Origin of the sequence: Microbacterium sp. 3J1, assembly GCF_001049495.1 — a bacterium.
In the GTDB taxonomy this organism is placed as follows: domain Bacteria; phylum Actinomycetota; class Actinomycetes; order Actinomycetales; family Microbacteriaceae; genus Microbacterium.
In genome coordinates this window covers 161,197-174,120 of sequence record NZ_CDWI01000007.1, presented here as the reverse complement: position 1 = coordinate 174,120, position 12,924 = coordinate 161,197, and the positions used below count along the sequence as shown (strand labels likewise).

General features: G+C 67.7%; 14 protein-coding genes. 6 read left to right on the top strand and 8 right to left on the bottom strand.

Going from position 1 to position 12,924, the window contains the following annotated elements; translation table 11 throughout:
- The first annotated feature begins 176 nt into the window (after positions 1-176).
- On the top strand, positions 177-1,244 hold the full coding sequence (locus BN2660_RS04285) for an RHS repeat domain-containing protein (RefSeq protein WP_091227729.1): 1,068 nt from the start codon (positions 177-179) through the stop codon (positions 1,242-1,244).
- A 628-nt stretch (positions 1,245-1,872) separates the two neighbouring features.
- The gene (locus BN2660_RS04280; protein WP_091227726.1) at positions 1,873-2,292 is read left to right on the top strand and encodes a hypothetical protein; all 420 of its coding nucleotides are present in this window, start codon (positions 1,873-1,875) and stop codon (positions 2,290-2,292) included.
- A 397-nt stretch (positions 2,293-2,689) separates the two neighbouring features.
- Here the strand turns inward: BN2660_RS04280 and BN2660_RS04275 are convergent, their stop codons facing one another.
- Both BN2660_RS04275 and BN2660_RS04270 read right to left on the bottom strand, forming a co-directional pair.
- Entirely contained in the window at positions 2,690-3,493 is an 804-nt protein-coding gene (locus tag BN2660_RS04275; protein ID WP_091227723.1) for a Cof-type HAD-IIB family hydrolase, read from the bottom strand.
- A gap of 28 nt (positions 3,494-3,521) precedes the next feature.
- Positions 3,522-4,370 carry an exodeoxyribonuclease III gene (locus tag BN2660_RS04270; RefSeq protein WP_091227720.1) on the bottom strand — a complete coding sequence of 283 codons (849 nt, stop codon included), beginning with the start codon at positions 4,368-4,370 and terminating at the stop codon, positions 3,522-3,524.
- Positions 4,371-4,407: 37 nt separating this feature from the next.
- Between BN2660_RS04270 and pyrE the strand changes: the two genes are divergently transcribed.
- Together pyrE and BN2660_RS04260 are read left to right on the top strand one after the other, a co-directional pair.
- Positions 4,408-4,968, top strand: coding sequence for an orotate phosphoribosyltransferase (gene pyrE, locus BN2660_RS04265; protein ID WP_091227717.1), 561 nt, complete (start codon positions 4,408-4,410; stop codon positions 4,966-4,968).
- A complete protein-coding gene (locus BN2660_RS04260) occupies positions 4,965-5,867 on the top strand; it encodes an ROK family protein (RefSeq protein WP_091227715.1) in 903 nt (300 codons plus the stop codon). Before pyrE ends, BN2660_RS04260 begins: the two co-directional genes overlap by 4 nt.
- A 13-nt stretch (positions 5,868-5,880) precedes the next feature.
- On the opposite strand, the gene BN2660_RS04255 is transcribed toward BN2660_RS04260, so the two are convergent.
- Entirely contained in the window at positions 5,881-6,255 is a 375-nt protein-coding gene (locus tag BN2660_RS04255; protein ID WP_255305021.1) for an apolipoprotein A1/A4/E family protein, read from the bottom strand.
- A gap of 205 nt (positions 6,256-6,460) precedes the next feature.
- Here BN2660_RS04255 and BN2660_RS04250 point away from each other — a divergent pair, with 205 nt between their 5' ends.
- Positions 6,461-7,627, top strand: coding sequence for an anhydro-N-acetylmuramic acid kinase (locus BN2660_RS04250; RefSeq protein WP_091227713.1), 1,167 nt, complete (start codon positions 6,461-6,463; stop codon positions 7,625-7,627).
- Positions 7,628-7,659: 32 nt separating this feature from the next.
- Here BN2660_RS04250 and BN2660_RS16555 read toward each other — a convergent pair whose 3' ends face one another.
- From BN2660_RS16555 to BN2660_RS04230, 5 genes are read right to left on the bottom strand one after another with little or no spacing between them, the layout of a single operon-like run.
- Entirely contained in the window at positions 7,660-7,830 is a 171-nt protein-coding gene (locus BN2660_RS16555; protein ID WP_176697078.1) for a hypothetical protein, read from the bottom strand.
- Positions 7,827-8,396 carry a YdeI/OmpD-associated family protein gene (locus BN2660_RS04245; protein ID WP_091227710.1) on the bottom strand — a complete coding sequence of 190 codons (570 nt, stop codon included), beginning with the start codon at positions 8,394-8,396 and terminating at the stop codon, positions 7,827-7,829. Before BN2660_RS04245 ends, BN2660_RS16555 begins: the two co-directional genes overlap by 4 nt.
- 1 nt (position 8,397) lies before the next feature.
- Positions 8,398-9,207 carry an HAD-IIA family hydrolase gene (locus BN2660_RS04240; protein ID WP_091227707.1) on the bottom strand — a complete coding sequence of 270 codons (810 nt, stop codon included), beginning with the start codon at positions 9,205-9,207 and terminating at the stop codon, positions 8,398-8,400.
- Between the two features lie 52 nt (positions 9,208-9,259).
- The gene (locus BN2660_RS04235; RefSeq protein WP_091227705.1) at positions 9,260-9,892 is read right to left on the bottom strand and encodes a metal-dependent transcriptional regulator; all 633 of its coding nucleotides are present in this window, start codon (positions 9,890-9,892) and stop codon (positions 9,260-9,262) included.
- A gap of 14 nt (positions 9,893-9,906) precedes the next feature.
- Complete coding sequence (locus tag BN2660_RS04230) at positions 9,907-10,209, bottom strand: hypothetical protein (protein WP_091227703.1); 303 nt, start codon at positions 10,207-10,209, stop codon at positions 9,907-9,909.
- Between the two features lie 147 nt (positions 10,210-10,356).
- Between BN2660_RS04230 and BN2660_RS04225 the strand changes: the two genes are divergently transcribed.
- A complete protein-coding gene (locus BN2660_RS04225) occupies positions 10,357-12,918 on the top strand; it encodes a rhamnogalacturonan lyase (RefSeq protein WP_091227701.1) in 2,562 nt (853 codons plus the stop codon).
- Positions 12,919-12,924: the final 6 nt, after the last annotated feature.

The following is a 12,924-nucleotide window of genomic DNA, read 5'->3' as shown; positions in this document are numbered from 1 at the left end:
AATCGACGAAACGGGGAAAGTCGGCGGGTAGCCACATAGCGGAATTCGAACTCGGAGACGAGGGCATCGAGGCCGACCTCGTCGTGGCAGTGGGCAAAGAGTGAGACGTCATCCAACGCGTGTGGAATGCTGAACTCGTTTCAGTAGCACAGAACTCAGAGTCTCTCCTGGACGAAATGCTTGGACAGCTGCATCCGATTCAACAGGTGGAGGGTGCGTCGTTGTTCGCGGAGAAATCGGCGAAGACCGGGACCACGGGGACGACGTTGACGTGGGTGTTCTCGAATCTGGAGGGAACGGTGGACGTGCAAACGCTCGCGAATGCGACAGGTACGACCACGCGTGTGTTCCGTGATCCGTATGGTGCTCCGATCGGTGGGTCGAACGGGGTGTGGTCGAGTGGCACGGGGTATATGAACAAGCCGGTGACCGCGTCGGCCGGTCTGACCACGGTCGGTGCCCGCACGTATGACCCGGTGCTGGGGAAGTTCTTGTCCGTGGATCCGGTGATCGACACGAACCTCCCGCCGCAGAACACGGGCTACACGTCCTCGGGCAACAACCCGGCGACCTACATGGACCCGAGCGGGCTCAAGTTTGTCATCGACCGGCCCAACGACGGTGGCGGTTCGAAGGCATCGTCTGGCGCGAAGTCGATAAAGCCGTCCGCTGGGTCGAGCAACAAGCAAAACTGCAAGGTAGGAGACTGGTCATGCCGCGTGAAGGCTGCTACTCCGGAAGTCAAGTGTGGTGGCGCCGGAAAGGCGCGTTCTTGCAATAGCACTGGGCCAGCAGGAATCTGGTGCTACAGCTACCGATATGATCATCCCATTTCCAGCGTTGGGAAGTTCACGGCTGAGCAGGCCATGCGAGCGTTCACTCAGAATCCAGCCAAGATCTTCCCCTTCGGTGTGGAAGGCTGCCCCACGTTCTCGAATGGTGCCGAATGCAATCTGAAAACCGGGACGCCGCTTCTTAATCCGAACGGCGTTGTAGGCGTGACTACGACGAGCACGTCGGTCAATTTCACTGTTCTCGAATACGGCTACTTCGACGCGCCAGGATCTACCATCGAGTTCTCGACCTGGGAAGACAAGAAGGGTAATGTCTACCTGAGTCAAATTGCCAACGGGCATGGTGCTGACCTCTTCACCTTCACCGGAATGAAGGTATTCCAGGCTGCGCGACCAACGTGGGACGAACGGGCTGCAAACCTTACTGACATATTGGAGACTCAAAGATGATCACGCGACGTCGACCTGAGGCTCTCACGATCACCTTGCTCACCTCGGCAGTTGTTGCTACCTCAATCGCAGTCGCGCTCGCGCGATTGCTCTGGATCAACGCTCAATCTTCATCGATAGTCCCAATTATGGAGCAAGTCATCGCGTTTGCAGGCACAGTCGTTATTTTCATTTGTGGTGGGATGCCGGCTGCCTTGATGAGCTGGGCGCTCGAGCGTCCGAACTCTCAACTGGTGAACCGAGTGATCCGCGGATGGCACGTAATAGCCGCGAACGGTGCCTCGCTGGTACTCGGTGTTGTGCCGATCTATATGTTCACCTGGCAGTGGGTTCAGACGGTGCTCGTGCTTTTGGCGCTCGCGTCCGTAGGTGCAATGTCGTTCTACTTTTCCCTAGGCTTAAGAGATCGAATCTGTTCGAGGCCAGGTGTGCCTTCAGCCGACTGATGTGCGCCCCAGAGGATGGCGAGGTGCGCGAGCGCGATGGCTGTGGCGGAAGGTTGTGCGGGCGTACACCTGGCCAGAGTGCGGCTGCCCACCTTCACATGGGAAGAGGAGATTACCTGGTGACGACAAGCAGAAGCCGAAGTCGAAGTGGATTCTTGCCCGCATTGGTAGCACTCTCGTTCATGATCGCAGGATGCTCTCCGACCGATATCGCCTATGGTCTCGACCCGGGCGAGCTGCCGGGGGAGTGGCGAGCGATGCACGACGGCGGCGCAGCCCGATTGACCCTGAACGATGATGGAACGTTCAACGCAGCTGCGTGGCCCGAAAATCTCGTCTGTACGTCCCCTGGGGCTTCGACCGTTGACGACCTCGACTGGGAACGCAGAAGCGACTTCTCCGGGACGTGGCACAGCGTCAGCCCGGAGTTGTCGCACGCGCTGGTCTTCTCGATCCAGCAGGGCCCGTGCGATCAGACCGGCTGGTCGTCGTACGTGTGGTCCTCGGGCGACACCCTGGAAATCAAGGTGTTCCTGACGTCCGTCAACGACCCGGACAGCGCCTCCAACGATCAGATCTTCTGGTTGCGGAAGTCGAGCTGAGCGAGCCATCAAAGGCTGAGCGGGAGGTGGTCGGGACCGCCCTCGACGTGCTTGGCAGAATGACAAGCACGTCAGCGTGCGCCGCCTGCGCCACCGCACGCCACGACGACCCCGTCACCGACTTACCCCCCCACACTCGCCCCCAACGGCACCGCCGAGGCGGAGAGCGAACCCCCCCCCACCCAACACCACCGCCGCTGTACAAGTCGCCCCCATCACGATGAGCGCACGACGGCTTCGGTTGTCGTTACGAGCAGATGAGGAACGTGCGGCGCGGTCGGATCGCTTGCGCGGAAGGAGGTTCACCCGCGAAAGTCATGGTGCTCCGAACGCCCTCGCATCAGCAGCGGCAGCCCGATAGTCGTCTGTAAGTAATCGCCGCTCGCGGAATGGGCACTCAGCCGAGCATCCGCTCGATCACCCGCGCGACGCCGTCGTCATCGTTCGAGGTCGTGGTCTCATCCGCGGCGTCCTGTACGACGGCAATCGCATCCGCCATCGCGACGCCGTGCCCGGCCCAGCGCAGCATCTCGACGTCGTTGAGCGCGTCGCCGAAGGCGACCACATCGGCGCGATCGATGTCGAGATGAGCGCACAGCCTCGCGAGACCCGTCGCCTTGGTCACCCCTTCGGCCATGACCTCGACGAACGGAGCGCCCGACAGTGTCGCCTCGAAGCCGGTGAGCCCGAGGTCGCGCAGAGTGTCGAAGAGCGCCGTCGGCGCGAGCTCCGGATGCCGGATCACGAACTTCAGGCTCGGAGCGGCCAGGACCTGGTCGAGCGGCACGCCGCCCATCGTCTTCGGGTCGCGCTTGTGGTCTGAGAGGTCGGCGATCTCGGCGTAGCCGTGCTGCGCCACGAAGGTCTCGCCGCCCTCGCGCACGCTCGCGAACAGCAGCCCGGGGATGCTGGCGCGCAGCGCCTCGGCCAGGGTGCGGATCGTCTCCGACGGGAGCTCCTCGGCGAACAGCATCCGCCCGTCGGTGAGATGCGTGGCGTAGGCGCCGTTGCTGCACAGTGCCCAGCCGTCGAAGCCCGCCCCGCCGGCGATCGCGCGCAGACCGATCGGCTGCCTGGCGGTGACCGGGACGACATGGATGCCGCGGGCTCTCGCCGCATCGAGCGCCGTGCGGGTGCGACGCGACACCTCGGACGCCGATGTCAGCAGCGTGCCGTCGAGGTCGGTCGCGATCAGGCGCATCGAATGGGTCCCTGAACCTGTCGAAGGGTCAGGAGAAGATCATCGGCAGGTCGTCATCCGCATCATCGGTGCCCCCGAGGTCGAGCTCCACGACCACTGGGACATGGTCGCTGGGCTGCTCGCCCTTGCGCTCTTCGCGGTGGATCGAGGCGCCCTGCACGGCATCCGCGAGCGCGCGGGATCCGAGGATGAAGTCGATGCGGATGCCCTCGTTGCGGGGGAACTTCAGGCGCTGGTAGTCCCAGTACGTGTACCCCTCGGGCAGCAGCGGACGCACGACGTCGGTGACCCCCGCGTCTTCGAGCGCGAAGAACGCGGCGCGCTCCTGCGGGGAGACGTGGGTCGAGACGCCCTCGACGATGCCCGGGTCGCCGTTGTCATGAGGGAAAGGGATGATGTTGAAGTCGCCGACCAGGGCGAGCGGCAGATCAGGGTTCGTCGCGAGCTCGGCGGCGGTCGCCTTCTTCAGCTCCTCGAGCCAGTGCAGCTTGTACGCGTAGTGAGGATCGTCGAGCGAGCGGCCGTTCGGCACATAGAGGCTCCACACCCGCACGCCGTCGACGAGCACGCCCAGTGCGCGCGCCTCGAGCGGAGCATCCGGACCCTCGTGGCCCTTCGCGAAGCCCGGCATGCCGTCGAACGCGGTGCGGACGTCGGTGACGGGCAGACGGCTCGCGATCGCGACGCCGTTCCACTGGTTCAGGCCGTGCACCTCGACGTGGTACCCGGCTTCTTCGAACGGCCCGTAGGGGAACTGCTCGGGCTTGCACTTGATCTCCTGCATCGCGAGCACGTCGATGTCCTCTCGGACGGCGAACTCGACGGTGCGGGCGACACGGGTGCGGATGGAGTTGACGTTCCAGGTGGCCAAGCGCATGCGTCAAGCCTAGGCCGTGCCTCCTACACTGGATGCCGTGACCGCACTCGACGCAGACCGCCAGACACTCCTCGACCTCATCAAGGACGAGGCGGTGTTCCACGGCGACTTCACCCTCTCGAGCGGCAAGAAGGCGACGTACTACGTCGACATGCGCAAGCTCACCCTCGACCACCGCGCGGCCCCCGCGATCGGCCGCATCATGCTCGACCTGATCGGCGACCTCGACGTCGTGGCCGTCGGCGGCCTGACCCTCGGCGCCGACCCGATCGCCAATTCCGTGCTGCATGCCTCGGTCGCCACCGAGCGTCCGCTCGACGCGTTCGTCGTGCGCAAGGAGCCGAAGGACCACGGCCGCGGTCGTCAGATCGAGGGTGCAGACGTCAAGGGCAAGCGCGTCGTCGTGCTCGAAGACACCTCGACGACCGGCCAGTCGGCGCTCAAGGCCGTCGAGGCCCTGCGCAAGGAGGGCGCCGAGATCGTCGCCGTCGCCGTGATCGTCGACCGCAAGACCGGGGCGCAGGCCGCGATCGAAGCCGAGGGACTCGAATGGCGCGCAGCGTTCGACCTCGACGACCTCGGACTCGACCCCCAGTGACCCGCTACGCTCTCGCCGTCGACGTCGGCGGCACGAAGATGGAGGCCGCGCTCGTCGGTGAAGACGGCGCGCTCGTCGCGGGGAGCCGCAGCCGTCAGGCGACCGGGCGCGAGGCGACCGTCGAGTCGCTGACCGCCGCCGTCCAGGCGATCATCGCGCACGCCCTCGCACACCTGCCGGAAGGCGCCGAGCTCGTCGGCGCGGGCGCCGGAAGTGCCGGCCCGATCGACCGCATCGCGGGCGCCATCATGCCGGTGAACATGCCTCTGGCGCGGGGCTTCGGCCTCGCGGAAGCGGTGCGCGTCGCGGCATCCGCTCTTCTCGGACGAGAGGTGCCGACCGTGCTGGGTCACGACGGCGGCGCCCTGGCACTTGCCGAGTCGTGGCTCGGCGCCACGCAGGATGCCGGTGCGTCACTCTCGATCGTCGTGTCGACCGGAGTCGGCGGCGGCTTCGTCGTGAACGGCGCGTACATTCCTGGAGCCACGGGAAACGCGGGCCACCTCGGCCAGGTGCGCCGCGAGGGCGGGCTCACACTCGAGGAGATCGCCTCCGGACCCGCGAGCGCCGCGTGGGCGCAGCAGCAGGGCTGGACAGGAGCCACCGGTGAGGACCTGGCGCGGGATGCCGCGGCGGGAGTGGCCGTCGCACGCGCCGCGATCGAACGCTCGGCGAAGGCGGTCGGCGAGGCGCTGGCGGATGCCGCGACTCTGGTCGACCTCGACACCGTCGCGATCGGCGGGGGCTTCTCGCGCGTCTCGCCCGACTACATCGACCTCGTGCAGCGGGCCCTCACCGCGAGCGCCGCCCACGAGTACTCTCGGCGAACGCGCGTGGTCCGGTCGGGTTTGGGCGACGAGGGGCCGTTGATCGGCGCGGCCGCCCTCGTGCTGCGATAGCTGCTCGCGGGAGTCAGTGACTCGCGATGACCAGGTGTCGCGGCGGACCCTCGAGCCTCGCGACCGCGATCTTCACTCCGGTGACCTCGCCCGTGAGCGCATCGATGCGGGCGCCGAGCTTCTCTTCGACCCCACCGATGCGCGCACTGAGCCTTGCATCGAGGGCGTCGATCCGGGCCCCGAGCTTGTCTTCGAGGGCGTCGATCCGGGCTCCGAGCTTGTCTTCGACGGCGTCGATCCGGACTCCGAGCTTGTCTTCGACGGCGTCGCTCCGGTCATCGATCCGTCGCAGGACCCAGGCGAACCCCGCGAACATGCTCGCTCCCAGCGTCACCACCATGCCGGCGGCACTGATGACGATCGCGATGACCTCGGTAGACACGTACACGCTCCCATTCTGCGGCTCGATGATCGGATATGCCAGCAGACTATGGTCGGCAACCGATATTCAGGCTGAGCTGGGTAATTTCGGCTCAGTGGCGGTGGAGAACGCGAACTTCGCCCTCGCTGAGGAGAATCAGTCACCCGGCATCCGTTCGTTCTCCTAACAAATCCCGCGTACCCTCGAAGACGTTAAGCGAAGGGATCCCTGCATGCGCGTTCTCGGCCTCCTCTCGGGCACCTCTCACGACGGCATCGACGTCACGGTCGTGGACTTCACGGAGAGCGACGGCGAGCTGCGCGGCACCGTCCTGCACGACGACAGCGTGCCGTACGACGCCGGGCTGCGGGCCCGACTCGTCGCTGCGCTGCCTCCGGCGCCCACGACCTTCGCCGAGATGTGCGAGCTGGACACCCTGATCGGCCAGGCCTTCGCCGACGTCGCCGCCGCGGCATCCGAAGCGGTAGGCGGAGTGGACGCCGTGTGCACGCACGGCCAGACCGTCTTCCACTGGGTCGACGAGGGCCACGCGCTCGGCACGCTGCAGATCGGGCAGCCCGCGTGGATCGCCGAGCGGGTCGGCGTGCCGGTCGTCTCGGACGTGCGCATCCGCGACATCACCGCCGGCGGTCACGGCGCTCCGCTGGTGTCGTTCCTCGACGAGCTGCTGCTGCGCGGCCGCGCCGGCGTCTCGGCGGCGGTGAACCTCGGCGGCATCGCGAACATGACGGTGGTCGGGCCCCAGGGGCTGTTTGCGTACGACATCGGCCCGGCGAACGCCCTGGTCGACGCGGTCGTGGTCGCTGAGGGACTCGACGAACGGGGCTACGACGCGGATGCCGCCATCGCCCGTACGGGCACGGTCGACGACGCGCTGCTCGCGGCGCTGCTCGCCGACCCGTACTACGCGCTGCCTGCTCCGAAGAGCACGGGCAAGGAGCACTTCCACCTCGACTACGTGCGCTCGCACGTGGATCGGCTGAGTCGTCAGGGCCGAGCGATCGCCGTTCCCGACCTCGTCCGCACTCTCACAGAGCTCACGGTGCGCACGGTCGCGCAGGACGTCACCGCTGCGGGCATCCGCTTTCTCGCGGTGTCGGGCGGCGGATGCCACAACCCGCTGATCATGGAGGGCCTCCGCGCCGCTCTGCCGGACGTCGAGGTCGTGCTCGCCGACGAGCTCGGCGCGCCGGTCGACAGCAAGGAGGCGATCCTGTTCGCGCTGATCGGCTGGTGCACGATGCACGGCGTCGCCGCAGTGACACCGGGCGGAACAGGTGCACGCGAGCCTCGCATCCTCGGCACGATCGCCCCGGGCGCGGGGCCGCTGCGGATGCCGGAGCCCGTCGACCGCGTACGCAGTCTCGTCCTGGACTGACGCACGCCCGCTGAGCGCGTGAGCACGCCCGCTCAGCGTGTGCGGTCGTCGTCGTCCCAGGGGCCTTCCCACCAGCCGGCACGGCCGTCGCCGTCGGAGCCGTCGCCGCGGCGACGCGACCGGACGAACTGCACGATGAACACCACGAGCGAGCTCAGCAGGATCACGAACAGCACGAGGAACAGCAGGTCCGACTGGTTCATGGGCGCTTCCCCTCCGCGGCATCCGCCACGATCTTGGCGATCCGGGCGGACCGCGTCTCTGCGCGCTTCGCCATCGCGATGTGCGTGAGGCCGAACTTCTTGACCGACTTCGGGAACGTGTCCCAGTTCGCACGCGCCTCCGGTGCAGCATCCAGCGCCGCGGTCAGCTCCGGCGGCTCGATGCCCGCCTCCGGGTCGTCGAGCATGGTCCAGGAGCCATCGGCCTTCGCGGCCTCGAGCACGCGGATGCCGGCGGGCGCGAGGAGTCCCGAGGCCTCCAGCTCGACCAGCCGGGCCTTGTTCGTGGCCGCCCAGCCGCTGCCGCGGCGTCGGGGGGAGAACCACTGCCCGACCGTGGTGTCGTCGAACGTGCGCACCGGGCCGTCGATCCAGCCGAAGCACAGTGCGTGGCGCACCGCGTCGTCGTAGCCCACTCCGTCGGCCCTCCCACCGCGCACGCTCAGCAGCCAGACCCCGGCTGTGCGGTCGTGGTGCTCCTCGAGCCAGGCGCGCCAGGCCGCGGCATCCGCCGCCCTGATCCGCTCGCCCTCGTCGAGTGCACCCATGTCAGTCCTCGTCGAGCGTCGGGATCGATTCGGTGACGGTGGGCAGCAGGTCGGCGACCGAGTCGACGATCTCGTCGGGACGGAAGGGATACTTCTGCACCTCCGCCTCGTCGCTGATGCCCGTCATCACGAGCACGGTGTGGAGTCCCGCCTCGATGCCGGCGATGATGTCGGTGTCCATGCGGTCGCCGATCATGCCGGTCTTCTTCGAGTGCGCGCCGATCTTGTTGAGTGCCGACCGGAACATCATCGGGTTGGGCTTGCCGACGACATATGGCTCCTTGCCCGTCGCCTTGGTGATGAGGGCCGCGATCGCGCCGGTGGCCGGCATCACGCCGTCGGCCGACGGGCCCGTGGCATCCGGATTCGTGACGATGAAGCGCGCGCCTCTGATGATCAGCCGGATCGCCTTGGTGATGGCCTCGAACGAGTAGTTGCGGGTCTCGCCGACGACCACGAAGTCGGGATCCGTCTCGGTCATGATGAACCCCGCCTCGTGCAGGGCTGTGAGGATGCCGGCCTCGCCGATCACGAAGGCGGAGCCGCCCGGGAGCTGCTGACGCAGGAAGTCGGCCGTGGCGAGCGCCGAGGTCCAGATGCGGTCCTCGGGGACGATGAGGCCGCTCGCGCGCAGGCGGGCCGAGAGGTCGCGGGCCGTGAAGATGGAGTTGTTGGTGAGCACGAGGTAGGGGATCTCGTTCTGTTCCCAGCCGGCGAGCAGCTCGGATGCTCCGGGGATGGCCGTGTTCTCATGCACGAGCACGCCGTCCATATCGGTGAGCCAGCATTCGATGTCGTCGCGATGTCCCATGTGCACAGCCTATGGGGCGGCGGTGACAGCCAGGTGTCGGGATCCGGATGGGTCAGGCGGTGAGCCAGACCACTCCCGCGGCGCCCTCGGGGAGCGCGGTGCCGGCTCCGCCGAGTTCGAGACCGGCCTCGGTGATCGCGACGTCGGCGCCGACCGCGAGACCGAGCGTCTCGAGCGCGCGGAGCAGCTCGGGATCGCGGTCGTCGACGCGCAGCACTCGTCCCCGGTGGCCGGCCGGGGCATCGGCGAGCAGCACGAAGGGCTCCCGATCGACCGCTCCGCTCGCATCGGGGATGGCGTCGCCGTGCGGGTCGAACCGCGGGCGACCGAGGCGCTCGTCGATCCCCTCGAGCAGCCGGTCGCTGATGGTGTGCTCGAGGACCTCGGCCTCGTCGTGCACCTCGTGCCAGCCGTAGCCGAACTCCTGCACGAGCCACGTCTCGATCAGACGATGACGGCGCACCATCGCCAGGGCGCGCCGGGTGCCGGCGTCCGTCAGACGCACCGCGCCGTACGGCACGTGCGAGACGAGTCCCGCGGCGGCGAGCTTCTTGACCATCTCGGTGACCGACGAGGGCGCGATGCCGAGTTTCGCGGCGAGCACCGACGGCGTGATCGGAGCGTCTTGCCACTCGGTGTGCGCGTAGACGGTCTTGAGATAGTCGTCAGCTGCCGGGGATGCCACCGGTCCAGCCTAGATCAGGTGTTCGCGACGTCGACGAGGATGCCGAAGGCGACCTGCCCTGCGAAGAACACGACGAGGAAGCCGAGAAGCGCGGCGAAGAGCGACAGGCGGCCGTCGAACCCCTCGACGTGCGCGATCCCCATCGAGCGGGCCCGGAACGCGAGGACGAGCGTCGCGATGCCGAGGCCCAGCTGCACCCACGGACCCCCGACGGGGAGCACGTTCGGGAAGGCGACGAGGAGCCCGCCGACGACCCCGGTCGCGATGCCGGCCCACGTGAGGATGCGGACGGAGCGGTGCGCGGTATCGGCAGACATGATGTCGAGCCTAATCGCCCTCGACCTTGGACGAAGGTCTCGATCGTTCCGCTGATCTTGACGATCACCGACGGCGCGGGGTACTTTCGGGACGGCACGGGAAAACGCTATCCCAACGGGCGCAGAGCCCAGAGAAGGATTTCGACGATGAACATCCGACACCATCCGTTCCGCGCCCTCGTGGCGGTGACCGCGGCCGGCTGCCTCCTCGCCGGGGGCGTGCAGAGCGCGGGGGCCGCGACGATCGACGCAGCCGCGACCGGCCGACACGACTCCGCATCGCGCACCCCGCAGCTCGAAGCGCTCGACCGGGGACTCGTCGCCGTCTCGACGTCCGAGGGCGTCTTCCTCAGCTGGCGGCTCCTCGCCACCGAGGCGAGCGGCGCGACGGCCACCGGGCTCGCGGGCCCCGACTTCGCCGTCTATCGCGACGGAGAGAGGATCGCGACCGTCACCGACAGCACGAACCACGCGGATGCCGACGGCTCGGCGACCTCGGAGTACACCGTCGTGCCGATCGTGAACGGCGTCGAGCTGACGGCATCCGCCTCGGCATCCGCCACCGCCTGGGCCGAAGGGCACCACGACCTTCCGCTGCAGAAGCCGGCCGACGGCGTCACTCCGAGGGGAGAGGTGTACACCTACTCGGCGAACGACGTGTCCGTCGGCGACGTCGACGGCGACGGGCAGTACGAGTACGTCGTGAAGTGGGATCCGTCGAACTCGAAGGACGTCTCGCAACGCGGCTACACGGGCCCTGTCTACCTCGACACGTACGAGCTCGACGGCACGCTGCTCAACCGCCTCGATCTCGGCGTGAACATCCGCGCCGGGGCGCACTACACGCAGTTCCTCGTCTACGACTTCGACGGCGACGGGCGCTCCGAGACGATGCTCAAGACGGCGCCGGGAACGAGGTCCGTGCAGTACGCGGCCGACGGCACGGTCGCGAGCGAGGCGTACATCACCCTGCCCAAGGACGATCGCAGGGCCGGCTACTCGCACGACGACGACTACCGCCTCACTGCCGCCGACTACGAGGAGCATCTGGTCGAGCTCTTCCTCGGCTGGAGCACGCGCGCGGAGGTCGTGTCGGGCCGATGGCCGGCGACGCTGGAGGAGGCCTGGGGAATGCCCGTCACGCACGAGTATCCGCTGACCCGCGAGAGCGCTCAGGAGCTCGCCACCACCTTCATCGACGTCTACGCCCCGAGCCGCAGCGCACGCAACCTGCTGCGGGAGTTCGAGGGCTTCATCATCGACGGCCCCGAGTACCTGACCGTGTTCGACAGCGCCACCGGCGCGGAGCTGCAGACGATCCCCTACCCGACCGAGCGCGGTGACGACGGTCTGCTGTGGGGCGACTACGCGATGTCGCGCATCGAACCGGGCAACCGCGTCGACCCGTTCCTCTCGGGCGTCGGATACCTCGACGGCCAGCATCCGTCTGCCGTGTTCGCCCGCGGCTACTACACGCGCACGACCGTCACCGCCTTCGACTGGGACGGCAAGCGCCTGAAAGAGGTGTGGGACGTCGACAGCGGCCACGTGCCGATGTCCAACCCGTTCAACGACTCTCCGCACGGCCGCGACGGCACCGATCCGGAGTTCGGCACCATCACGACGCAGGGCGACCACTCGCTGAGCTTCGCCGACGTGGATGCCGACGGCAGGCAGGAGCTCGTCTACGGATCGGCGACGATCGACGACGACGGCTCGCTGTTGTACAGCTCGTTCGCGGAGCTGCCCGAGGGCGGCGCGGCACCCGGGCAGAGCGTCCGGCTCGGGCACGGAGACGCCCTGCACGTGACGGACATCGATCCGAACCGCCAGGGCCTCGAGATCTGGACCGCTCACGAGGGCGCGACCAGTGCTCCGTTCGGCTCGGTACTCCGAGATGCCGCGACCGGCGAACCGCTGTTCGGCGCATACTCGGGTCGAGACACGGGGCGCGCGATGATCGGCGACGTCCGGCCCGACGTGCCGGGGATCGAGGTGTGGTCGAGCATGCCGGGCGGCAGCGAGGGCAGCGGTCTGCTGAGCGCTGCGGGCCAGGTGCTCGACAGTGCGACCCCCGGCACCAACATGTCGATCCGCTGGTCCGGCGATCTGACGACGCAGCTCGTCAACGGCAGCGGCGATCAGACGCCGACGATCGACGACTGGACTCGCGGAAACCTCCTCACCGCGACCGGGACGCGCACGAACAACGGCACGAAGGGCAACCCCTCGCTCGTCGCCGATGTGCTCGGCGACTGGCGCGAGGAGCTGCTGGTGCGCACCGCTGACTCGAGCGCTCTGCGGTTCTACACGACCACCGAGCCGACGATCCACAAGCTGACGACGCTCATGCACGACCTGCAGTACCGGGCCGAGACCGCTCGCCAGCAGACGACCTACAACCAGCCCGCGTACACGTCGTTCTATCTCGCGAGCGACCTCGACTGGGAGCGCGTGCCCGTGGTGACGGTGCCGATCACGCCCGAGGAGCCGAGGTTCACCGACAGGTCCGGCACCGCGCGGGACGAGGTCAGGGTGCCGACCGGGGTCGAGGGCGTCACGTACTACGTCAACGGGGAGAAGGTCGAGTCCCGTAACGGCAAGGTGCGCGTCACCGGCGAGGTGACGGTGGTCGCGGTTCCCGATGCGGGCCACCGCATCGCCGACGACGCGGTCTCGCGGTGGACGGAGACCCTCCGCTCGCGTTGACGCGTC